The organism is Pseudomonas sp. 22526, assembly GCF_052044735.1.
Classification (GTDB): domain Bacteria; phylum Pseudomonadota; class Gammaproteobacteria; order Pseudomonadales; family Pseudomonadaceae; genus Aquipseudomonas; species Aquipseudomonas piscium.
In genome coordinates, this window is record NZ_JBQENK010000009.1 from 14,387 (window position 1) to 34,527 (window position 20,141).

The 20,141-nt window shown below is 63.8% G+C and carries 25 protein-coding genes; 15 read left to right on the forward strand and 10 right to left on the reverse strand.

Features of this window, described 5'->3' with window-relative positions; translation table 11 throughout:
• A complete protein-coding gene (locus tag ACTJKT_RS15060; RefSeq protein ID WP_007929978.1) occupies nt 1-1,005 on the forward strand; it encodes an aspartate carbamoyltransferase catalytic subunit in 1,005 nt (334 codons plus the stop codon).
• Nucleotides 1,002-2,273 carry a dihydroorotase gene (locus tag ACTJKT_RS15065; protein WP_440787644.1) on the forward strand — a complete coding sequence of 424 codons (1,272 nt, stop codon included), beginning with the start codon at nt 1,002-1,004 and terminating at the stop codon, nt 2,271-2,273. The genes ACTJKT_RS15060 and ACTJKT_RS15065 overlap by 4 nt, the downstream gene beginning before the upstream one ends.
• 105 nt (nt 2,274-2,378) lie before the next feature.
• Here the strand turns inward: ACTJKT_RS15065 and ACTJKT_RS15070 are convergent, their stop codons facing one another.
• A complete protein-coding gene (locus tag ACTJKT_RS15070; RefSeq protein ID WP_053281272.1) occupies nt 2,379-2,798 on the reverse strand; it encodes an NINE protein in 420 nt (139 codons plus the stop codon).
• A 250-nt stretch (nt 2,799-3,048) separates the two neighbouring features.
• On the opposite strand from ACTJKT_RS15070, the gene ACTJKT_RS15075 reads away from it, so the two are divergent.
• On the forward strand, nt 3,049-3,681 hold the full coding sequence (locus ACTJKT_RS15075) for a C40 family peptidase (protein WP_440787645.1): 633 nt from the start codon (nt 3,049-3,051) through the stop codon (nt 3,679-3,681).
• A 44-nt stretch (nt 3,682-3,725) separates the two neighbouring features.
• Here the strand turns inward: ACTJKT_RS15075 and ACTJKT_RS15080 are convergent, their stop codons facing one another.
• Nucleotides 3,726-4,760, reverse strand: coding sequence for a type IV pilus twitching motility protein PilT (locus ACTJKT_RS15080; protein ID WP_440787646.1), 1,035 nt, complete (start codon nt 4,758-4,760; stop codon nt 3,726-3,728).
• 57 nt (nt 4,761-4,817) lie between these two features.
• Between ACTJKT_RS15080 and ACTJKT_RS15085 the strand changes: the two genes are divergently transcribed.
• The 11 genes from ACTJKT_RS15085 (at nt 4,818) to ACTJKT_RS15135 (ending at nt 12,509) form a co-directional block, all read left to right on the forward strand.
• Nucleotides 4,818-5,504 (forward strand): YggS family pyridoxal phosphate-dependent enzyme, encoded by a 687-nt coding sequence (locus ACTJKT_RS15085; protein WP_440787647.1) that lies wholly within the window; start codon nt 4,818-4,820, stop codon nt 5,502-5,504.
• 34 nt (nt 5,505-5,538) lie between these two features.
• The gene (proC, locus tag ACTJKT_RS15090; protein WP_440787648.1) at nt 5,539-6,357 is read left to right on the forward strand and encodes a pyrroline-5-carboxylate reductase; all 819 of its coding nucleotides are present in this window, start codon (nt 5,539-5,541) and stop codon (nt 6,355-6,357) included.
• Between the two features lie 10 nt (nt 6,358-6,367).
• The gene (locus ACTJKT_RS15095) at nt 6,368-6,958 is read left to right on the forward strand and encodes a YggT family protein (RefSeq protein ID WP_124352966.1); all 591 of its coding nucleotides are present in this window, start codon (nt 6,368-6,370) and stop codon (nt 6,956-6,958) included.
• Nucleotides 6,959-6,971: 13 nt separating this feature from the next.
• The gene (locus ACTJKT_RS15100) at nt 6,972-7,268 is read left to right on the forward strand and encodes a DUF167 domain-containing protein (RefSeq protein ID WP_097306613.1); all 297 of its coding nucleotides are present in this window, start codon (nt 6,972-6,974) and stop codon (nt 7,266-7,268) included.
• 161 nt (nt 7,269-7,429) lie between these two features.
• Complete coding sequence (gene metX / locus ACTJKT_RS15105; protein WP_440787649.1) at nt 7,430-8,569, forward strand: homoserine O-succinyltransferase MetX; 1,140 nt, start codon at nt 7,430-7,432, stop codon at nt 8,567-8,569.
• A gap of 10 nt (nt 8,570-8,579) precedes the next feature.
• On the forward strand, nt 8,580-9,200 hold the full coding sequence (metW, locus tag ACTJKT_RS15110; RefSeq protein ID WP_025807181.1) for a methionine biosynthesis protein MetW: 621 nt from the start codon (nt 8,580-8,582) through the stop codon (nt 9,198-9,200).
• 27 nt (nt 9,201-9,227) lie between these two features.
• Complete coding sequence (locus ACTJKT_RS15115; protein WP_053281278.1) at nt 9,228-9,662, forward strand: DUF4426 domain-containing protein; 435 nt, start codon at nt 9,228-9,230, stop codon at nt 9,660-9,662.
• The gene (rdgB, locus tag ACTJKT_RS15120) at nt 9,659-10,255 is read left to right on the forward strand and encodes an RdgB/HAM1 family non-canonical purine NTP pyrophosphatase (protein WP_009046030.1); all 597 of its coding nucleotides are present in this window, start codon (nt 9,659-9,661) and stop codon (nt 10,253-10,255) included. Before ACTJKT_RS15115 ends, rdgB begins: the two co-directional genes overlap by 4 nt.
• The gene (gene hemW, locus ACTJKT_RS15125; RefSeq protein ID WP_440787650.1) at nt 10,252-11,454 is read left to right on the forward strand and encodes a radical SAM family heme chaperone HemW; all 1,203 of its coding nucleotides are present in this window, start codon (nt 10,252-10,254) and stop codon (nt 11,452-11,454) included. The genes rdgB and hemW overlap by 4 nt, the downstream gene beginning before the upstream one ends.
• 22 nt (nt 11,455-11,476) lie before the next feature.
• Complete coding sequence (locus ACTJKT_RS15130; RefSeq protein WP_007921199.1) at nt 11,477-11,800, forward strand: DUF3392 domain-containing protein; 324 nt, start codon at nt 11,477-11,479, stop codon at nt 11,798-11,800.
• Nucleotides 11,801-11,957: 157 nt separating this feature from the next.
• A complete protein-coding gene (locus ACTJKT_RS15135) occupies nt 11,958-12,509 on the forward strand; it encodes an RNA 2'-phosphotransferase (protein WP_440787651.1) in 552 nt (183 codons plus the stop codon).
• A gap of 44 nt (nt 12,510-12,553) precedes the next feature.
• On the opposite strand, the gene trmB is transcribed toward ACTJKT_RS15135, so the two are convergent.
• The 4 genes from trmB to ACTJKT_RS15155 form a co-directional block, all read right to left on the reverse strand.
• The gene (trmB, locus tag ACTJKT_RS15140; RefSeq protein WP_016704842.1) at nt 12,554-13,279 is read right to left on the reverse strand and encodes a tRNA (guanosine(46)-N7)-methyltransferase TrmB; all 726 of its coding nucleotides are present in this window, start codon (nt 13,277-13,279) and stop codon (nt 12,554-12,556) included.
• Between the two features lie 9 nt (nt 13,280-13,288).
• On the reverse strand, nt 13,289-14,083 hold the full coding sequence (locus ACTJKT_RS15145; RefSeq protein WP_007921204.1) for a thiazole synthase: 795 nt from the start codon (nt 14,081-14,083) through the stop codon (nt 13,289-13,291).
• Between the two features lie 67 nt (nt 14,084-14,150).
• Nucleotides 14,151-14,351 carry a sulfur carrier protein ThiS gene (thiS, locus tag ACTJKT_RS15150; protein WP_007921206.1) on the reverse strand — a complete coding sequence of 67 codons (201 nt, stop codon included), beginning with the start codon at nt 14,349-14,351 and terminating at the stop codon, nt 14,151-14,153.
• Between the two features lie 90 nt (nt 14,352-14,441).
• Nucleotides 14,442-14,813, reverse strand: coding sequence for a DUF423 domain-containing protein (locus ACTJKT_RS15155; protein ID WP_007921208.1), 372 nt, complete (start codon nt 14,811-14,813; stop codon nt 14,442-14,444).
• Between the two features lie 73 nt (nt 14,814-14,886).
• On the opposite strand from ACTJKT_RS15155, the gene mtgA reads away from it, so the two are divergent.
• A complete protein-coding gene (gene mtgA / locus ACTJKT_RS15160; protein ID WP_440787652.1) occupies nt 14,887-15,609 on the forward strand; it encodes a monofunctional biosynthetic peptidoglycan transglycosylase in 723 nt (240 codons plus the stop codon).
• Nucleotides 15,610-15,745: 136 nt separating this feature from the next.
• On the opposite strand, the gene rpoH is transcribed toward mtgA, so the two are convergent.
• From rpoH to ftsY, 4 genes are all read right to left on the reverse strand, one after another.
• A complete protein-coding gene (gene rpoH, locus ACTJKT_RS15165; protein ID WP_025807175.1) occupies nt 15,746-16,600 on the reverse strand; it encodes an RNA polymerase sigma factor RpoH in 855 nt (284 codons plus the stop codon).
• Nucleotides 16,601-16,715: 115 nt separating this feature from the next.
• Nucleotides 16,716-17,738: a permease-like cell division protein FtsX gene (gene ftsX, locus ACTJKT_RS15170; RefSeq protein WP_440787653.1), complete on the reverse strand. Its 1,023-nt coding sequence runs from the start codon at nt 17,736-17,738 to the stop codon at nt 16,716-16,718.
• On the reverse strand, nt 17,735-18,406 hold the full coding sequence (gene ftsE / locus ACTJKT_RS15175; protein WP_009051326.1) for a cell division ATP-binding protein FtsE: 672 nt from the start codon (nt 18,404-18,406) through the stop codon (nt 17,735-17,737). Before ftsE ends, ftsX begins: the two co-directional genes overlap by 4 nt.
• On the reverse strand, nt 18,403-19,974 hold the full coding sequence (gene ftsY / locus ACTJKT_RS15180) for a signal recognition particle-docking protein FtsY (protein WP_440787654.1): 1,572 nt from the start codon (nt 19,972-19,974) through the stop codon (nt 18,403-18,405). The genes ftsE and ftsY overlap by 4 nt, the downstream gene beginning before the upstream one ends.
• Between the last annotated feature and the right edge of the window lie 167 nt (nt 19,975-20,141).

Sequence of the window (20,141 nt, forward strand, 5' to 3'; positions counted from 1 at the left end):
ATGACGCCTCTAGACGCCAAGCGCCCGCTGCAGCTCAACGATCAGGGCCAGCTGCGCCACTTCCTCTCGCTCGACGGTCTGCGTCGCGAGCTGCTGACGGAAATCCTCGATACCGCCGACTCCTTCCTCGAAGTCGGCGCCCGGGCGGTGAAGAAAGTCCCGTTGCTGCGCGGCAAGACCGTGTGCAACGTGTTCTTCGAGAACTCCACCCGCACCCGCACCACCTTCGAACTGGCGGCCCAGCGCCTGTCGGCGGACGTGATCACGCTCAACGTGTCCACCTCCTCGGCCAGCAAGGGTGAAACCCTGCTCGATACCCTGCGCAACCTCGAAGCCATGGCCGCCGACATGTTCGTCGTGCGCCACGGCGACTCCGGCGCCGCGCACTTCATCGCCGAACATGTGTGCCCGCAGGTGGCGATCATCAACGGCGGCGACGGCCGCCACGCCCACCCGACCCAGGGCATGCTCGACATGCTCACCATTCGTCGGCACAAGGGCGGCTTCGAAAACCTCTCGGTGGCCATAGTCGGCGACATCCTGCACTCGCGGGTGGCGCGCTCGAACATGCTGGCCCTGAAAACCCTGGGTTGCCCGGACATCCGGGTGATCGCGCCCAAGACCCTGCTGCCGATCGGCATCGAGCAATACGGGGTGAAGGTCTACACCGACATGGCCGAAGGCCTGAAAGACGTCGACGTGGTGATCATGCTGCGCCTGCAGCGCGAGCGCATGCAGGGCGGCCTGCTGCCGAGCGAGGGCGAGTTCTACCGCCTGTTCGGCCTGACCACCGCGCGCCTGGCCGGCGCCAAGCCTGACGCCATCGTCATGCACCCGGGGCCGATCAACCGCGGCGTGGAGATCGAGTCGGCGGTGGCCGACGGTCCGCACTCGGTGATCCTCAACCAGGTGACCTACGGCATCGCGGTACGCATGGCCGTACTGTCCATGGCCATGAGCGGGCAGACCGCCCAGCGACAATTCGAGCAGGAGAACGCCCAGTGAAGCTCAGCATTCTCGGCGCCCGTGTCATCGATCCAAGCAGCGGCCTGGATCAAATCAGCGATATCCATCTGGAAGCCGGCAAGATCGTCGCCATCGGCGCCGCGCCCGCCGGTTTCAGTGCAGTCGAAAGCCTCGACGCCAAGGGCCTGGTGGCCGCGCCCGGGCTGGTGGACCTGAACGTCTCCCTGCGCGAGCCGGGCTACAGCCGCAAAGGCAGCATCGCCAGCGAAACCCGCGCCGCCGCCGCCGGTGGCGTCACCAGCCTGTGCTGCCCACCGCGCACCAAGCCGGTGCTGGACACCTCGGCAGTGGCCGAGCTGATCCTCGATCGCGCCCGCGAAGCCGGCAATACCAAGGTGTTCCCGATCGGCGCCCTGAGCAAAGGCCTGGACGGCGAACAGCTGGCCGAGCTGATCGCCCTGCGCGACGCCGGTTGCGTGGCCTTCGGCAACGGCCTGGAGAGCTTCCGCAGCACCCGCACCCTGTGCCGGGCGCTGGAATACGCGGCGACCTTCGACCTGACGGTGATTTTCCACTCCCAGGACCGCGACCTGGCCGAAGGCGGCCTGGCCCACGAAGGCGCCACCGCCAGCTTCCTCGGCCTGCCGGGCATTCCGGAAACCGCGGAAACCGTGGCCCTGGCCCGCGACCTGCTGCTGGTGGAGCAAAGCGGCGTGCGCGCCCACTTCAGCCAGCTGACCAGCGCCCGGGGCGTGGCCCTGATCGCCCAGGCCCAGGCCCGCGGCCTGCCGGTGACCGCCGATGTGGCGCTGTACCAGCTGATCCTCACCGACGACGCGCTGATCGACTTCTCCAGCCTCTATCACGTACAGCCGCCGCTGCGCTCGCGCGCCGACCGCGAAGGCCTGCGTGAAGCGGTGAAGTCCGGGGTGGTCCAGGCCATTTCCAGCCATCACCAGCCCCATGAACGGGACGCCAAGCTGGCGCCTTTCGGTGCCACCGAGCCGGGCATCAGCAGCGTCGAGTTGCTGCTGCCCCTGGCCATGACCCTGGTGGAAGACGGCCTGCTCGACCTGCCGACCCTGCTGGCACGCCTGAGCAGCGGCCCGGCCGATGCCCTGCGCCTGCCAGCCGGCAAGCTGGCGGTGGGCGCTCCGGCGGACCTGGTGCTGTTCGACCCGAGCACCTCCACCGTGGCCGGCGAACACTGGCTGTCGAAAGGCGAGAACTGCCCGTTCCTCGGCCATAGCCTGCCGGGCGTGGTGCGCTACACCCTGGTGGATGGGCGGATCAGCCACAAGGGCTGACGGCCATGATCGCGAGCAAGCTCGCTCCTACAGGTACGGCGCAGACCCCATTGGCGCCGTACTTCTTCTGTAGGAGCGAGCTTGCTCGCGATGGCGTTCCTGCATTCAACGCCGCTGCGCGTTACGCAACGACACCTGGTCGTTCAGCGTCCAGAAGTCATACAAGACCCCCAGAAAGAACACCCCGCCAGTCAGCAGGTACAGCAGGCCGCTGATCCATTTGCCCTGATACATGCGGTGCACGCCAAAGATCCCGAGAAAGGTCAGCAGGATCCAGGCGACGCTGTATTCGATAGGTCCCGGGGTAAAACGCAGGTCGGCCTCGCGGTCCATGGCCGGGATCAGGAACAGGTCGATCAGCCAGCCGATGCCCAGCAAGCCCAGGGTGAAAAACCAGATAGTCCCGGTAATCGGCTTGCCGTAATAGAAGCGGTGAGAGCCGGTAAAACCGAAAATCCACAACAGGTAACCGATCACCTTGCTGTGGGTGTCATGGGTCGAGCCGTCGGCGCGATAGGTGTTCATTGAGTACCTCGTTCCACGCAATAGATAAATTTTCTTTAATTCTTTGTGACTTTTTTACAGGCGGCCGACGTGTGGCGAATGTTAAGGTCTCTGCCGTGAAACCCTTGCACTGCCTGACTTCTGTCGGACAATTGCGTCAATTTGCCGCCTCTTCAGCGAATTTGACCTCCAGGTTGAATCGACCAACGGCCTGAGAAGTGACAAAAAAGCTGTTATAAAGTTGCGCGCTAACCCATATGAGCCTTGCCTAATGCGTCCATTTTTCAAGACATGGCTAACCATTTGCCTATTGATGCCACTGGCCGCCCACGCCACCAACCGTGAGCAACGTCTTCCTAACGTGAACGGCTTCACTCCAAAAGCCCACGTCACCCAAGTCAGCAAGAACAGCTCCAAGAACAAGCTGTCGGTCAAACGCCCGACTCACCTGAGCAGCGTCAGCAGCAAGCCGGTGCCGCAGATGGCGGCCAAGCAGAGCAGCACAGTGCTCAGCCGTGCCGTCAACGTACTGGGTACCCCTTACCGTTGGGGCGGCAGCAGCCCAAGCAAAGGCTTCGACTGCAGCGGCCTGGTGAAATACGCCTTCAACGACGTCGCCGCCGTCGATCTGCCGCGCACCTCCAATGCCATGGCCAACGGTCACGGGCAGAAAGTCGAGCGCAAGGACCTCAAGCCTGGCGACCTGCTGTTCTTCAACCTCAAGAGCCGCCGGGTCAACCACGTCGCCATCTACCTGGGCAACGATCGTTTCATCCACGCGCCGCGCCGCGGCAAATCGGTGACCATCGACACCCTGAAGAAGCCCTACTGGGACAAGAACTACGTAGTGGCCAAGCGGGTCCTGCCCAAAGAGCAGAACACCCTGCGCATTGTTCAGCGCTGATCCGCTTTCCCTGATCGCGAGNTCGCGATTGCATTTGCCGCCCCTCAAATACTCTCCGGCGCCCGCGCCTTCTCCCGGGCGTGCTCCCGGCTGACCAGCCCAGCATCCACCAGCGCCTTCAGGCTCATGTCCAGGGTCTGCATCCCCAGCGCCCCGCCGGTCTGGATCGCCGAGTACATCTGCGCCACCTTGTCCTCGCGGATCAGGTTACGGATCGCCGCAGTCCCCAGCATGATCTCGTGAGCCGCTACCCGGCCGCCGCCGATACGCTTCACCAGTGTCTGAGAAATCACCGCCTGCAGCGATTCCGAGAGCATGGAGCGGACCATCGCCTTCTCCTCGGCCGGAAACACGTCCACCACCCGATCCACGGTTTTCGCCGCCGAAGTGGTGTGCAGGGTGCCGAACACCAGATGCCCGGTCTCCGCGGCGGTCAGCGCCAGGCGGATGGTTTCCAGGTCGCGCATCTCGCCGACCAGGATCACATCCGGGTCTTCGCGCAGGGCCGAACGCAGGGCCGTGGAGAAGCTGCGGGTGTCGCGATGCACCTCGCGCTGGTTGATCAGGCACTTCTTCGATTCGTGGATGAACTCGATGGGATCCTCGATGGTGAGGATGTGCTGGTGCCGGCTCTGGTTCAGGTGATCGATCATCGCCGCCAGGGTGGTCGACTTGCCGGAACCGGTCGGCCCGGTCACCAGCACCAGGCCGCGGGGTACTTCGCTGATGCGGCGAAACACCTCGCCCATGCCCAACTCGTCCAGGCCCGGCACCTTGGCGGGAATGCTGCGAAAGACCGCGCCGCCGCCGCGCTGATGGTTGAAGGCATTGACCCGGAAGCGCGCCAGGCCCGGCACCGCGAAGGAAAAGTCGATCTCCAGCGCGGCCTTGAACTCGGCCCGCTGTGGGTCGCTCATGCTGGCCAGGATCAGCTCGTGCACCTGTTGCGCCTCCAGCACCGGCAGGTTGATCCGGCGAATATCGCCGTCGATGCGAATCATCGGCGGCAAACCGGCCGAGAGGTGCAGGTCCGAAGCGCCCTGTTTGACGCTGAAGGCCAGCAACTCAGTGATATCCATAGCGTTCCCCAATTCCAGTAGAATGCCGCGAACCCAAGACCCGCTGGCGTACATCGAATGTCCACGATAGCAGACAACATCGCCCTGGTTAGCGCACGGATCCGTGCCGCGGCGCAGGCCTCGCAACGTGACGCAAGCAGCATCCGCCTGCTGGCCGTGAGCAAGACCAAGCCCGCCGCGGCGCTGCGCGAAGCCTACGCTGCCGGGCTGCGCGACTTCGGCGAGAACTACCTGCAGGAAGCCCTGGGCAAACAGGCGGAACTCGGCGACCTGCCCTTGAGTTGGCACTTCATCGGCCCCATTCAGTCGAACAAGACGCGTGCTATCGCCGAGAACTTCGCCTGGGTGCATTCCGTGGATCGCTTGAAAATCGCTCAACGCCTGTCCGAGCAACGCCCGGCCGACTTGCCGCCGTTGAACATCTGCATTCAGGTCAATGTCAGTGGCGAGGCCAGCAAGTCCGGCTGCGCACCGGCCGACCTGCCCGCCCTGGCCAGCGCCATCGGCGCCTTGCCGCGCTTGAAACTGCGCGGGCTGATGGCGATTCCCGAGCCGACCGAAGATCGCGCCGCCCAGGACGCCGCCTTTGCGGCCGTACGCCGCCTGAACGAAAGCCTGGACCTGCCAACCGACACACTTTCCATGGGCATGAGCCACGACCTCGAAGCGGCCATCGCCCAAGGCGCCACCTGGGTACGTATCGGTACCGCCCTGTTTGGTGCCCGCGATTATGGCCAGCCATGACCGTGGCGGCCTCACCTCTGAATAAGGACCTGTCATGAGCAAGACTCGTATCGCCTTTATCGGCGCCGGCAACATGGCTGCCAGCCTGATCGGCGGCCTGCGCGCCAAGGGCCTGGACGCCAGCCAGATCCGCGCCAGCGACCCGGGCGCCGAAACCCGCGCCAAGGTCCAGGCCGAGCACGGCATTGAAGTGTTCGCCGACAACGCCGAGGCCATCGCCGGCGTCGACGTGGTGGTGCTGGCGGTCAAGCCACAGGCCATGAAGGCCGTGTGCGAAGCCCTGCGCCCCAGCCTGAAGCCGCACCAGCTGATCGTGTCCATCGCCGCCGGCATCACCTGCGCCAGCATCAACAAATGGCTCGGCGAGCAGCCGATCGTGCGCTGCATGCCCAACACCCCGGCCCTGCTGCGCCAGGGCGCCAGCGGCCTGTACGCCACCGCCGCGGTGAGCGCGGAGCAACGCCAGCAGGCTGAACAACTGCTGTCGGCCGTGGGCATCGTCCTGTGGCTGGAACAGGAGCAGCAACTGGACGCGGTAACCGCCGTGTCCGGCAGCGGCCCGGCGTATTTCTTCCTGCTGATCGAAGCCATGACCGCCGCCGGCGAGAAACTCGGCCTGCCACGGGAAACCGCCCGCCAACTGACCCTGCAGACCGCGCTGGGCGCGGCGCACATGGCAGTGTCCAGCGACGTCGACGCGGCCGAACTGCGCCGCCGCGTGACCTCGCCGGCCGGTACCACCGAGGCGGCGATCAAGTCGTTCCAGGCCAGCGGCTTCGAAGCCCTGGTGGAAAAAGCATTGGGTGCCGCAGCGCACCGCTCGGCCGAGATGGCCGAACAACTGGGCCAATAAGGAGCCAATGATGATTGGATTGAACACTGCGGCGGTGTACGTGCTGCAAACCCTGGGCAGCCTGTACCTGCTGATCGTGCTGCTGCGCTTCGTGCTGCAACTGGTACGCGCCGACTTCTACAACCCGCTGTGCCAGTTCGCCGTGCGCGCCACCCAGCCGCTGCTCAAGCCGATGCGCCGGGTCATCCCGAGCCTGTTCGGCCTGGACATGTCGTCGCTGATCCTGGCGATCGTCGTGCAACTGCTGCTGATGGCCCTGACCCTGCTGCTGACCTACGGCACCACCGGCAACCCGGTGCAGTTGCTGATCTGGTCGATCATTGGCGTGACCGCGCTGTTCATGAAGATTTTCTTCTTCGCCCTGATCATCAGCGTGATCCTTTCCTGGGTCGCCCCGGGCAGCCATAACCCTGGCGCCGAGCTGGTCAACCAGATCTGCGAGCCGGTCCTGGCGCCATTCCGCCGCATCCTGCCGAGCATGGGCGGCCTGGATATCTCGCCGATCCTGGCGTTCATGGTGCTCAAGCTGATCGACATGCTGGTGATCAACAACCTGGCAGCGATGACCATGATGCCGGAAATCCTGCGCCTGCTGATCTGACCCGGCCTCTGTGATGAGCTACTTTCGCTGGGACGGCGACGACCTGATCCTGGAGTGTCACCTGCAACCTGCGGCCCGTAGCGATGACTTCGCCGGGCTGCATGGCGAGCGCCTGAAGATCCGCCTCACCGCGCCGCCGGTGGAGGGCAAGGCCAACGCCCACCTGATGGCCTTCCTGGCCAAGGCGTTCGGCGTGTCCAAAAGCCAGGTGAGCCTGATCAGCGGCGAGCTGAACCGGCAGAAACGGGTGCGGATCAACGCGCCGAAGAAGCTGCCGGATCTGCCGGAATTACAGCGTCCGTCCGCCTGATTTCATCATCGTTCATCGCGGGCAAGCCTCGCTCCTNGGAGCGAGGCTTGCCCGCGATTGCCTCACTGCGCTTCAACTGCCTGAAATCAGCCCCGGCCTTTGCTTGCCGCTGGGGGCAGCGGTCTTTAGACTTACGCCTCATTTAAACGAGAGCAGGGTCGATGCCAACTGCCTTTCCCGCCGATTCCGTTGGTCTGGTGACGCCGCAAGTGGCGCACTTCAGCGAGCCCCTGGCCCTGGCCTGCGGCCGCTCCCTGCCAGCCTATGATCTGATCTTCGAGACCTACGGCCAGCTGAACGCCACGGCGAGCAATGCCGTGCTGATCTGCCACGCCCTGTCCGGCCATCACCACGCCGCCGGCTACCACAGCCCCGACGACCGCAAGCCGGGTTGGTGGGACAGCTGCATCGGCCCGGGCAAGCCGATCGACACCAACAAGTTCTTCGTCGTCAGCCTGAACAACCTCGGCGGCTGCAACGGCTCCACCGGCCCGAGCAGCGTCAACCCGGACACCGGCAAGCCGTTCGGCGCCGATTTCCCGGTGCTGACCGTGGAAGACTGGGTGCACAGCCAGGCGCGCCTGGCCGACCGCATCGGCATCCACCAGTGGGCCGCCGTGATCGGCGGCAGCCTGGGCGGCATGCAGGCCCTGCAGTGGACCATCACCTACCCGGACCGGGTGCGCCATTGCCTGGCCATCGCCTCGGCGCCCAAGCTGTCGGCGCAGAACATCGCCTTCAACGAAGTGGCGCGCCAGGCCATCCTCACCGACCCCGAATTCCACGGCGGCTCGTTCCAGGAACAGGGCGTGATCCCCAAGCGCGGGCTGATGCTGGCGCGGATGGTCGGGCACATCACCTACCTGTCCGACGACTCCATGGGCGAGAAATTCGGCCGTGGCCTGAAGAGCGAAAAGCTCAACTACGACTTCCACAGCGTCGAGTTCCAGGTCGAAAGCTACCTGCGTTATCAGGGCGAGGAGTTCTCCGGGCGGTTCGACGCCAACACCTACCTGCTGATGACCAAGGCACTGGATTACTTCGATCCGGCGGCGAACTTCGACGATAACCTGGCGAGAACCTTCGAAGGCGCCAAGGCCAAGTTCTGCTTGATGTCCTTCACCACCGACTGGCGCTTCTCCCCGGCCCGCTCGCGGGAGCTGGTGGACGCCCTGATGGCCGCGCGCAAGGACGTCAGCTACCTGGAAATCGACGCCCCACAGGGCCACGACGCCTTCCTGATCCCGATCCCGCGTTACCTGCAGGCGTTCGGCAACTACATGAACCGAATTACCCTGTGAGGAGCCCGTCATGAGAGCGGATCTGGAAATCATCCAGGAATGGATCCCCGCCGGCAGCCGCGTGCTCGACCTCGGTTGCGGCAATGGCGAACTGCTGAGCTGGCTGCGCGATCACAAGCAAGTCACCGGCTACGGCCTGGAAAACGACCCGGAGAACATCGCCGAGTGTGTGGCCAAGGGCATCAACGTCATCGAACAGGACCTGGACAAGGGCCTGGGCAACTTCGCCAGCAACAGCTTCGATATCGTGGTCATGACCCAGGCCCTGCAGGCCGTGCACTACCCGGACCGGATCCTCGACGAAATGCTGCGGGTCGGCCGCCAGTGCATCATCACCTTCCCCAACTTCGGCCACTGGCGCTGCCGCTGGTACCTGGCCAGCAAGGGACGGATGCCGGTCTCGGAGTTCCTGCCGTACACCTGGTACAACACGCCGAACATCCACTTCTGCACATTCGAGGACTTCGAAGAGCTTTGCCGCGAACGTGAAGCCAAGGTCATCGATCGCCTTGCGGTGGATCAACAGCACCGCCACGGGTGGGCCAGTAAGCTATGGCCTAATCTGTTAGGTGAGATCGGCATCTACCGCGTCAGCAGCCCCGGCCTGCAGGATCACCAGATCGCGGTATAAACCAGATTCAAAGCAAGGAGAACGATCATGGGTCGCTTGGTTACTTTTCTATTGGCAGCGTGCCTGAGCGCGTCGGCGATGGCCGCGGAGCCCATCAAGGGCGAGCGCCAGGAAGTGTTCGGTGACGTGACAGTGCACTACAACACCTTCAACTCCACCTTCCTGCAACCGGACATCGCCAAGGCCGCGGAGCTGGTGCGCAGCAAGAACCAGGGCGTGATCAACGTTTCCGTGCTCAAGGCCGGCAAACCGCTGGTCGCCCAGGTCACCGGGACCGTCAAGGACCTGACCAGCCAATCGGTGCCGCTGAAATTCAAGCAAATCACCGAACAGGGCGCGATCTACTACATCGCCCAGTACCCTGTGGAACAGCAGGAAACCCGCACCTTCGAAATCAAGGTGCAGACCGGTGACGCGATCAACACCATCAATTTCAACCAAGAGCTTTTCCCCGGCGAATGATGACTTTTACCCAACTCGTACTGGCCAGCCATAACGCCGGCAAACTCAAGGAACTCCAGGCCATGCTCGGCGACTCGGTGCACCTGCGCTCGATCGGCGAGTTCAGCAGCGTCGAACCGGAAGAGACCGGCCTGTCGTTCGTCGAGAACGCCATCCTCAAGGCCCGCAACGCTTCGCGCATTTCCGGCCTGCCGGCGCTGGCGGACGATTCGGGCCTGGCGGTGGACTTCCTCGGCGGCGCGCCGGGTATCTACTCGGCGCGTTACGCCGACGGCCAGGGCGACGCAGCGAACAACGCCAAGCTGCTGGACGCCCTGAAGGATGTACCCGAGGCCGAGCGCGGCGCGCAGTTCGTCTGCGTGCTGGCGCTGGTACGGCATGCCGAGGATCCGCTACCGATCCTCTGCGAAGGCCTGTGGCACGGGCGCATCCTCACGGCCGCCAGCGGTGAGCACGGTTTCGGCTACGACCCGCTGTTCTGGGTGCCGGAACGCAACTGCTCCAGCGCCGAACTGGACCCGATCCAAAAGAACCAACTCAGCCATCGCGCTCGCGCCATGGCCATTCTGCGGCAACGCTTGAGCCTGCAATGACCATAGATTCGTCCGCGCAACCGCTGATTCTCGGCGGTGCGCAAACGCCCCGGGCGGCCCTGCCCCAGCTGCCGCCCCTGGCGCTGTACATCCACATCCCGTGGTGTGTACGAAAATGCCCTTACTGCGACTTCAACTCCCACGCCGCCAGCCCGGTGCTGCCGGAAGAAGAGTACGTCGACGCCCTGCTGGCCGACCTCGACCAGGACCTGCCCGCCGTCTACGGCCGCGAGCTGAGTTCGATCTTCTTCGGCGGCGGCACGCCGAGCCTGTTCAGCGCCCAGGCCCTGGGCCGACTGCTCAAGGGCGTGGAGCAACGCATCCCGTTCGCCCACGACATCGAGATCACCCTGGAAGCCAACCCCGGGACCTTCGAGCAGGAGAAGTTCACCGCCTATCGCGCCCTGGGCATCAATCGCCTGTCGATCGGCATCCAGAGCTTCCAGGAAGACAAGCTCAAGGCCCTGGGCCGCATCCACAACGGCGACGAAGCAGTCCGCGCCGCCGGCATGGCGTGCCAGGCCGGGTTCGACAACTTCAACCTGGACCTGATGCACGGCCTGCCGGATCAGTCCCTGGACGACGCCCTGAGCGACCTGCGCCAGGCCATCGCCATGAAGCCGACCCACCTGTCCTGGTACCAGCTGACCCTGGAACCCAATACGGTGTTCTGGAACCAGCCGCCGACGCTGCCGGAAGACGACACCCTGTGGGACATCCAGGAAGCCGGCCAGGCGCTCCTGGCCGAGCACGGCTACGCCCAGTACGAAGTCTCGGCCTATGCCCAGCCCGGCCGGGCGGCCCGGCACAACCTCAATTACTGGAGCTTCGGCGACTTCATCGGCATCGGCGCCGGCGCCCACGGCAAGCTCAGCCATCCGGACGGGCGCATCGTGCGCACCTGGAAGACCCGACTGCCCAAGGACTACCTCAACCCGGCGAAAAACTTCAAGGCCGGCGAAAAGGACCTGAGCAACGAAGAGCTGCTGTTCGAGTTCCTGATGAACGCCCTGCGCCTGACCGCAGGCGTCGAGGCCCGGCTGTATCCGGAGCGCACCGGGCTATCCCTGGAAAGCCTCGCCGAAGGTCGCCGTGAAGCCGAACAAAGCGGCCTGTTGCAGGTCGAACCGTCACGCCTGGCGGCCACCCCGCGCGGCCAACTCTTCCTCAATGACTTGCTGCAGAAATTTCTGAGCTGATTTCAGCCCTAAGGGAAAACGCATGGATTTGATACTCGACCTGCTCGCCACCGTGTCCCGCTGGAGTCGCAGCAACCTTTCAGAAATCTCCCTGGCCCTCGTCGGCTGCCTGCTGGTGCTGTTCGGCGCCGATATCAAAGGCTGGGTCGAAGCGCGCCTGGGCGGTCTCGCCGGCGCCCTGCGCGTACCGATGATGGCGCTGCTGTGCATGATCGGCAGCGGCGCGGCGCTGATCTACGCCACGCCATGGATCGTCCGCGGCCTGAGCCAGTTCAACAACTACAGCCTGGCGCCGGTGCTGCTGGTGGTGCTGGTGCTGATCGGGGTGGTCGCCGACCGCCGCTGACCTGTAGCCGCTGCCGCAGGCTGCGATTGGCTGCGCAGCAGCCATAAACCCAGACACTGCGTTACACCTGACGTATCGCATCGACAGGCTTGGCGGTCGCTTCGCAACCGATCGCAGCCTGCGGCAGCGGCTACATGACTTATGCACAAGGATGAATATGAGCAGGAAAGCCGCCGAAGAAGTCAGCAAATTCCTCAGCTACGTGCTGCGCCATGAGCCGCAGGCGATTGGCCTGCAGCTGGACAGCGAAGGCTGGGCCGGGGTCGATGCCTTGATCGAGGGTGCCGCCAGGGATGGACGCCAGCTGACGCCCGAATTGATCGCCGAGGTGGTCGCCAGCAACGACAAGAAACGCTTCGCCCTGTCCGAGGACGGCCAGCGCATCCGCGCCGTGCAAGGCCACTCCAGCAAGAGCGTGAACCTGCAACTGGCCGAACAGCAGCCACCGGCCGTGCTTTACCACGGCACCGCCACGCGGTTCATGGACTCGATCAACGAGAAAGGCCTGATCCCGGGCGCACGCCATCACGTGCACCTGTCACAGGACCTGGCGACCGCCGAAGCGGTGGGGCAGCGTTACGGGAAGGTGCTGATACTCAAGATCGCCGCACAGGACATGCAGGCGCAAGGCTTCAAGTTCTATCAGGCGGAGAACGGGGTCTGGCTGACCGATCAGGTTCCCGTCGGATTTATCGAAGCGCTGTTGTAGGAGCGAAGCTTGCTCGCGAGCAAACTCCGCTCCTACCGATTGGCTCAAGCCAGCTTTTCGAACTTCAGATCCCACACACCATGCCCCAGGCGCTCGCCGCGGCGTTCGAACTTGGTGATCGGGCGCTCGGCCGGGCGCGGCACGCACTTGCCGTCTTCGGCCAGGTTGCGGTAACCCGGCGCGACATTCATCACTTCCAGCATGTACTCGGCATAAGGCTCCCAGTCGGTGGCCATATGCAGGATGCCGCCAACCTTCAGCTTGCTGCGCACCAGCTCGGCGAAGGACGCCTGGACGATACGACGCTTGTGGTGACGGCTCTTGTGCCACGGATCGGGGAAAAACAGCATCAGGCGATCCAGGCTGTTATCGGCGATGCAGCGGTTGAGCACCTCGATCGCATCGCAATCGTAGACCCGCAGGTTGGTCAGGCCCTGGGTCAGCACGCCGTTGAGCAGCGCGCCGACACCCGGACGGTGCACTTCCACACCAATGAAATCCTGCTCCGGCGCGGCCGCTGCCATTTCCAGCAGCGAGTGGCCCATGCCGAAGCCGATTTCCAGGGAGCGTGGCGCCGAGCGGCCAAACACCTGATCGAAATCCACCGGCGCGTCGGCCAGCGGCAGCACATACAGCGGCGCGCCCTGCTCCAGGCCGCGCTGCTGGCCTTCGGTCATGCGCCCGGCGCGCATCACGAAACTCTTGATGCGGCGGTGTTGGCGCTCGTCGCCGGCTTCCGGCTGGATTGGCGTGTCGTTTGATTCAGTCATCAATGGCTCTTACTTGATCAGACCATCCAGCGGCGAGGAGGCGCTGGCATAGAGTTTCTTCGGCATGCGGCCGGCGAGGTACGCCAGGCGGCCTGCCACAATGGCGTGCTTCATGGCTTCGGCCATCAGCACCGGTTGTTGCGCATGGGCGATGGCCGAGTTCATCAGCACCGCTTCGCAGCCCAGCTCCATGGCGATGGTGGCGTCGGAGGCAGTGCCGACACCGGCATCCACCAGCACCGGGACCTTGGCTTCTTCGAGGATGATCTGCAGGTTGTACGGGTTGCAGATCCCCAGGCCAGTACCGATCAGGCCGGCCAGCGGCATGACCGCGATGCAGCCCATTTCCGCCAGCTGGCGGGCGATGATCGGGTCATCGCTGGTGTACACCATCACGTCGAAACCTTCCTTGACCAGCACTTCGGCGGCCTTGAGGGTTTCCAGCACGTTGGGGAACAGGGTTTTCTGGTCGGCCAGCACTTCCAGCTTCACCAGGTTGTGGCCATCGAGCAGCTCACGGGCCAGGCGGCAGGTGCGCACGGCCTCGACCGCGTCATAGCAGCCGGCGGTATTCGGCAGGATGGTGTAGCGATCCGGCGGCAGGATATCCAGCAGGTTCGGTTCGCCCGGGTTCTGGCCGATATTGGTCCGGCGCACGGCGACGGTGACGATCTCGGCACCCGAGGCTTCGATGGCCAGGCGGGTTTCTTCCATGTCACGGTACTTGCCGGTGCCTACCAGCAAACGCGACTGGTAGGTACGACCGGCCAGGACGAAAGGCTTGTCGCTGCGAACGTTGCTCATCGGAAATCCTCTGTTGGGGTGAGGTTCTTGCAGAATGCGTGAGTGGGGCCAGCCCTGGCCCGGGTGGCTAGCCGCCGCCGATGGCGTGTACAACTTCGACCTGATCGCCCTCGTTGAGGGTGGTCTCGGCGTGCTGGCTGCGCGGAACGATATCCAGGTTGAGTTCGACCGCGATCCGGCGTCCGGTCAGGTCCAGACGGGTCAGCAGGGCCGCAACGGTTTCGCCGTCGGGCAGTTCAAAGGATTCGCCGTTCAACTGAATGCGCATGCCGAATGCCGCCATCATTTTTAGGGGCCAGCATTCTAGCCCGATCAGTCTGGCCGACCCAAGCCATTCGTCTCGAAATGGACCTGCCGGTCAGCTCAACCGCCAGGCGGCAAGACCCAGGCACAACCAGCCGATCAGGAAGGCCAGGCCACCAAAGGGGGTAACGATGCCCAGCTTGCTGAAACCGGTCAGGGTCAGCAGGTAGAGGCTGCCGGAAAACAGCAGGATGCCGATGGCGAACGAAGCGCCGGCCCAGGTCACCAGACGGCCGGGGATCTGCGTGGCCAGCAGCGCCACGCCCAGTAGCGCCAGGGTGTGCACCAGCTGGTAGGTGACGCCGGTATGGAAAATCGCCAGGTATTCCGCGCTCAGGCGATTTTTCAGGCCATGGGCAGCGAATGCGCCCAGGGCAACGCCGGTAAAGCCGAAAAAGGCGGCCAGCATCAGGAAACCACGCAGCATGAGGAACTCCAGTCAGAATCGTCGGTCGGGCCTGTATAATGGCGCGCTCAACGGGTTCGGCCAAGCCATCTCTATGCTGCGTTTATTTTTCCGTCGTTTCTCTAAAGCCCTGCTCTGGTTCGCCGTCGGCAGTGTTTTGCTGGTGCTGGTGCTCCGTGTCGTACCGCCTCCGGGCACGGCCTTGATGGTCGAACGCAAGATCGAATCCTGGGTCGACGGCGAGCCCATCGACCTGCAACGCAGCTGGACACCCTGGGACGAGATCTCCGATGACCTGAAGGTGGCGGTGATCGCCGGCGAAGACCAGAAGTTCCCCGAACACTGGGGGTTCGACATCGGCGCGATCCAGGCCGCCTTCGCCCATAACGAGCGCGGCGGCTCGATTCGTGGCGCCAGCACCCTGAGCCAGCAGGTGGCGAAAAACCTGTTCCTGTGGTCCGGGCGCAGCTGGCTGCGCAAAGGCCTGGAAGCCTGGTTCACCGGGCTGATCGAGATCTTCTGGCCCAAGCAACGGATTCTCGAGGTCTACCTCAACAGCGCCGAGTGGGACGAAGGCGTGTTTGGCGCCGAGGCCGCGGCGCGGCATCACTTCGGCGTCAGCGCGGGTTCGCTGTCGCGGCAACAGGCCAGCCTGCTGGCCGCGGTCCTGCCCAACCCACGGGTATGGAGCGCCAGCCATCCGAGCAGTTATGTGGCGCGCCGCGCCGGCTGGATTCGCCGGCAGATGGGCCAGCTGGGCGGGGACAGCTACCTGCTGGGGCTGAACGATTCGCGCAAGGCGCTGTGGGCGCAGTGACGTTCAAGATCTGATCGCGAGCAAGCTTCGCTCCTACAGAANTTGCTCGCGATAGCGCCCTCACAGACACCGCCGCCCCAACGCCACAAACAAAAACGCCCCGATCGGATCGGGGCGTTTTTTATTGCGCTGCGTATTACGCGGAAATCGACAACTTGAGCTTGTTCATCGCGCTCTTCTCGAGCTGACGGATACGCTCGGCCGAGACGTTGTACTTCTGCGCCAGGTCGTGCAGCGTGGCTTTCTCTTCCGCCAGCCAGCGCTGGTAGAGGATGTCACGGCTGCGGTCGTCCAGCACTTCCAGCGCCTCGTGCAGGTTGCTGGTGGAGTTGTCGGTCCAGTCGGCATCTTCCAGCTGACGGGCCGGGTCGTACCGGTGGTCTTCCAGGTAGTTGGCCGGCGATTGGAAGGCGCTGTCGTCATCCGCTTCGGCGGCTGGGTCGAAGGCCATGTCATGGCCGGTCAGGCGGCTTTCCATCTCGCGCACTTCGCGCGGCTCTACACCAAGGCTTTCCGCCACACGATGGACTTCTTCGTTGTTCAACCAGGCCAGACGCTTCTTCTGGCTGCGCAGGTTGAAGAACAGCTTGCGCTGGGCTTTGGTGGTCGCGACTTTCACGATGCGCCAGTTGCGCAGGATGAACTCGTGGATTTCCGCCTTGATCCAGTGCACGGCGAACGAAACCAGACGCACACCCATTTCCGGGTTGAAGCGTTTTACAGCCTTCATCAGGCCAACGTTGCCTTCCTGGATCAGGTCGGCCTGGGCCAGACCGTAGCCGGAATAACTACGGGCGATATGTACGACAAAACGCAGGTGGGCGAGCACCATCTGCCGAGCCGCCTCAAGATCCTGCTCATAGTAGAGACTCTCGGCCAGTTCACGCTCCTGCTCGGGCGTCAGCAATGGAATGCTGTTCACCGTGTGCACATAGGCCTCCAGGTTCGCACCCGGGACCAAGGCATAAGCAGGTTGCAAAGAAGTGGTCATACGAAAAAACCTCCGACTCACATAACTCGTGCTTATTCAGCACTGCTGAAAATTGACCGGGAACCACAAAACAAGTTCCCAAAAATACTAAAAGGTCAATACAAGCAAAAAGACACTATTTCGGCGCCAGCTCCCGCAAGTGACGGGCCACCGCAATCCACGCACCGATATACCCCAACAACACCGCGCCAAGCAAGAGTGATAGACCATCGGCGACCGGCACGCCAGCCAGGGCGAAATCACTGCCGTACAAGCCGGCCAGCCCCACTACCGCGTCATTCAGCCAGTCGAGGCCGAACGCCAGAACACCCCAGGACAGAATCCCCGCACCGAAGCCATACAAGGCGCCCATATAAAGGAAGGGACGCCGTACATAACTGTCCGTGCCGCCGACGAGTTTAATCACTTCTATCTCGGTGCGGCGGTTTTCAATATGAAGACGAATGGTATTGCCTATCACCAAAAGTAATGCAGAAACCAGCAACACCGTCAGGCCGAAGACAAACCGGTCGCCCAGCTTGAGGATCGCCGCCAGCCGCTCGACCCACACCAGGTCCAGTTGCGCCTGCTGCACCTTGGGCATTTCCGCCAGGCGCTGACGCAAGGCTTCCAGGGTCGCCTTGTCCACTTCGTTCGGCGTGACCAGGACCACACCCGGCAGCGGGTTCTGCGGCAACTCCTTGAGCGCCTCGCCCAGTCCGGACTGCTGCTGGAACTCGTCCAGGGCCTTGTCCTTGCCGATGAACTCGGCATCCGCCACACCCGGCATGGCCTTGATCTGCTCGCTCAGGCTTTCGCCCTCGGTGGCGCTGGCATCGAGCTCCAGGTACAGGGAAATCTGCGCCGCGCGCTGCCAGGAACCACCCAGGCGCTCGACGTTGTTGAGCAACAACGACAAGCCCATCGGCAGGCTCAGGGCCACGGCCATCACCAGGCAGGTGAAGAAGCTGCCGATCGGCTGCTTGCCCAGGCGACGCAGGCTGTCCAGCAGGCTGGCGCGATGGCTTTCGATCCAGGCGTGCAGCAGGGTGCCGAAATCCGGCCCCTCGTCTTCGTTGCGTTTTTTCTTCTGCGGCGGTTGATCCGGGGCTTTCGGAGCCACGCGTTCGGCCACTTTAGGGCTGCGGGTCGCACTCATACGCTAGCCTCCCCGTCGCCGATCAATCGGCCGCGTTGCAGGGTCAGCATGCGATGGCGCATGCGCGCGATCAGCGCCAGGTCGTGACTGGCGATCAGCACGCTGGTGCCCAGACGGTTGATATCTTCGAATACGCCCATGATTTCCGCCGCCAGACGCGGGTCGAGGTTACCTGTGGGTTCGTCCGCCAGCAGCAAGGCCGGGCGGTGCACGATGGCGCGGGCAATGCCGACGCGCTGCTGCTGACCGGTGGACAGGTCGCCCGGGTAGAGGTCGGTCTTGTCCGAGAGCGCCACGCGCTCCAGGGCCGAGTCCACGCGCTTGGCGATTTCGGCCTTGGACAGGCCGAGGATCTGCAGCGGCAAGGCGACGTTGTTGAAGACGGTGCGATCGAACAGCAGCTGGTGGTTCTGGAACACCACGCCGATCTGCCGCCGCAGGAACGGAATCTGCGCGTTGCTGATGGTGCTCAGGTCCTGACCGGCCAACAGCAGCTTGCCGCTGGTTGGACGCTCCATGGCCAGCAGCAACCGCAGCAGCGTGGACTTGCCGGCGCCGGAGTGGCCGGTGACGAACAGAAATTCGCCGCGACGAACCCGGAAGCTCAGCTCGTGCAGGCCGACATGGCCGTTCGGGTAACGCTTACCGACCTGTTCGAAACGAATCATGAACGCTCCCGCTCGGCAAACAGTGCCTGGACAAAGGGTTCGGCTTCAAAGGCGCGCAGGTCGTCGATGCCCTCACCGACGCCGATGTAGCGGATCGGCAGGCCGAACTGCTTGGCCAGGGCGAAGATCACCCCGCCCTTGGCGGTGCCGTCGAGCTTGGTCAGGGCCAGGCCGGTCAGCTCGACCGTCTGGTTGAACTGCTTGGCCTGGTTAATGGCGTTCTGGCCGGTACCGGCGTCGAGCACCAGCAGCACTTCGTGCGGCGCATCGGCGTCGAGCTTGCCGATCACCCGGCGAACCTTCTTCAGCTCTTCCATCAGGTTGTCTTTGGTGTGCAGGCGACCGGCGGTGTCGGCGATCAGCACATCGATGCCACGGGCCTTGGCGGCCTGCACGGCGTCGAAGATCACCGAGGCCGAGTCGGCGCCGGTGTGCTGGGCGATCACCGGAATCTTGTTGCGCTCGCCCCAGACCTGCAGCTGTTCCACCGCCGCGGCGCGGAAGGTGTCGCCCGCGGCGAGCATGACCTTCTTGCCTTCGAGCTGCAGCTTCTTGGCCAGCTTGCCGATGGTGGTGGTCTTGCCGGCGCCGTTGACGCCCACCACCAGAATCACGAACGGCTTGGTTTGCGACGCGATCTGCAGCGGCTGCTCCACCGGCTTGAGCATGCTCGCCAGCTCGGCCTGCAGTGATTTGTACAGCGCATCGACATCGGTCAGCTGCTTGCGCGCGACCTTCTGGGTCAGGTTCCGAATGATCACCGCGGTGGCTTCCACGCCCACGTCGGCGGTCAGCAGGCGGGTCTCGATATCTTCCAGCAGCTCGTCGTCGATGGTCTTCTTGCCCAGGAACAGGCTGGCCATGCCTTCGCCGATGCTGGCGCTGGTCTTGGACAGGCCCTGCTTGAGGCGGGCGAAGAAGCCGACCTTGTTTTCCTCGGCACGGGGCAGCTCGACGGCAGCGGGCACTTCGACCGCCGCGACTGGAGCAACTGGAGCAACTGGAGCAACTGGAGCAGCGACAACAGGCGCAGGCTCCGGCGCTCGAACAGGTTCGGGCTGCACGAAGGCCGCGATCACCGGTTGTGGCACGTCCTCCTCTTCGATCAGCGCCTGGGCCTCAGCTGGCTCGCTGCTATGGGCCAACTCGGCCACCAACAGCTCGGCGGCTTGCTGCACGTCGGTCGCGGCCGGAATCGGCGGGGTGATGTGCGGCGCCTGCTCGTCTTCCACCAGCGCCACCGGCTCTTCCGCCACCGGCAGGGTCAGCCAGGGTTTGTGTTGGGGCTCGGGGGTCAGCGGCAGCTCCGGTGCGGGAGCAGGTTCGGCCGCTGCCGCAGGCTGTTCAGGCTGCAGGATCGGCTCGGCGATCGGCGACACCACAGGCGCCGCGACTTCGGCAACCGGGGCTGCTTGTTCTATAACGGGAGCGGGAGCCGGGGCAGGCTCGACGGGGACTTGTGGCTGTTCGACGACGGTTTCCTGCGGCTTTTTGCGCAGCCATCCGAACAGGCCTTTCTTCTCGCCAGCCGCAGCTGGGGTCTTCTTGTCGTCGTTGGAACCAAACATGGAGGACGGCTATCTCAAGGTAGCGACGCGCCATCAAGGCGCACCGGCAAATAAATATTCGATGCAGAACAGACTGCGTTTCCGCCGGCTTGTTCACGCGCAACATTTTGTCGAGATGCCCAATGGCATCTCAAGGATCGATTTTACTAAAGGACTGAAACGGCAAA

Excerpts from the sequence above, each read along its gene's own strand:
- hemW (WP_440787650.1), top strand. The coding sequence starts at position 10,252 with ATGACCATAGATTCGTCCGCGCAACCGCTGATTCTCGGCGGTGCGCAA.
- trmB (WP_016704842.1), bottom strand. The coding sequence starts at position 13,279 with ATGACTGAATCAAACGACACGCCAATCCAGCCGGAAGCCGGCGACGAG.
- metX (WP_440787649.1), top strand. The coding sequence starts at position 7,430 with ATGCCAACTGCCTTTCCCGCCGATTCCGTTGGTCTGGTGACGCCGCAA.
- rpoH (WP_025807175.1), bottom strand. The coding sequence starts at position 16,600 with ATGACCACTTCTTTGCAACCTGCTTATGCCTTGGTCCCGGGTGCGAAC.
- proC (WP_440787648.1), top strand. The coding sequence starts at position 5,539 with ATGAGCAAGACTCGTATCGCCTTTATCGGCGCCGGCAACATGGCTGCC.
- ACTJKT_RS15080 (WP_440787646.1), bottom strand. The coding sequence starts at position 4,760 with ATGGATATCACTGAGTTGCTGGCCTTCAGCGTCAAACAGGGCGCTTCG.
- rdgB (WP_009046030.1), top strand. The coding sequence starts at position 9,659 with ATGATGACTTTTACCCAACTCGTACTGGCCAGCCATAACGCCGGCAAA.
- ACTJKT_RS15075 (WP_440787645.1), top strand. The coding sequence starts at position 3,049 with ATGCGTCCATTTTTCAAGACATGGCTAACCATTTGCCTATTGATGCCA.
- ftsE (WP_009051326.1), bottom strand. The coding sequence starts at position 18,406 with ATGATTCGTTTCGAACAGGTCGGTAAGCGTTACCCGAACGGCCATGTC.
- metW (WP_025807181.1), top strand. The coding sequence starts at position 8,580 with ATGAGAGCGGATCTGGAAATCATCCAGGAATGGATCCCCGCCGGCAGC.
- ACTJKT_RS15130 (WP_007921199.1), top strand. The coding sequence starts at position 11,477 with ATGGATTTGATACTCGACCTGCTCGCCACCGTGTCCCGCTGGAGTCGC.
- ACTJKT_RS15135 (WP_440787651.1), top strand. The coding sequence starts at position 11,958 with ATGAGCAGGAAAGCCGCCGAAGAAGTCAGCAAATTCCTCAGCTACGTG.
- ACTJKT_RS15095 (WP_124352966.1), top strand. The coding sequence starts at position 6,368 with ATGATTGGATTGAACACTGCGGCGGTGTACGTGCTGCAAACCCTGGGC.
- ftsX (WP_440787653.1), bottom strand. The coding sequence starts at position 17,738 with ATGAGTGCGACCCGCAGCCCTAAAGTGGCCGAACGCGTGGCTCCGAAA.
- ACTJKT_RS15070 (WP_053281272.1), bottom strand. The coding sequence starts at position 2,798 with ATGAACACCTATCGCGCCGACGGCTCGACCCATGACACCCACAGCAAG.
- ACTJKT_RS15060 (WP_007929978.1), top strand. The coding sequence starts at position 1 with ATGACGCCTCTAGACGCCAAGCGCCCGCTGCAGCTCAACGATCAGGGC.
- thiS (WP_007921206.1), bottom strand. The coding sequence starts at position 14,351 with ATGCGCATTCAGTTGAACGGCGAATCCTTTGAACTGCCCGACGGCGAA.
- mtgA (WP_440787652.1), top strand. The coding sequence starts at position 14,887 with ATGCTGCGTTTATTTTTCCGTCGTTTCTCTAAAGCCCTGCTCTGGTTC.
- ACTJKT_RS15100 (WP_097306613.1), top strand. The coding sequence starts at position 6,972 with ATGAGCTACTTTCGCTGGGACGGCGACGACCTGATCCTGGAGTGTCAC.
- ACTJKT_RS15115 (WP_053281278.1), top strand. The coding sequence starts at position 9,228 with ATGGGTCGCTTGGTTACTTTTCTATTGGCAGCGTGCCTGAGCGCGTCG.
- ACTJKT_RS15085 (WP_440787647.1), top strand. The coding sequence starts at position 4,818 with ATGTCCACGATAGCAGACAACATCGCCCTGGTTAGCGCACGGATCCGT.
- ACTJKT_RS15155 (WP_007921208.1), bottom strand. The coding sequence starts at position 14,813 with ATGCTGCGTGGTTTCCTGATGCTGGCCGCCTTTTTCGGCTTTACCGGC.
- ftsY (WP_440787654.1), bottom strand. The coding sequence starts at position 19,974 with ATGTTTGGTTCCAACGACGACAAGAAGACCCCAGCTGCGGCTGGCGAG.
- ACTJKT_RS15145 (WP_007921204.1), bottom strand. The coding sequence starts at position 14,083 with ATGAGCAACGTTCGCAGCGACAAGCCTTTCGTCCTGGCCGGTCGTACC.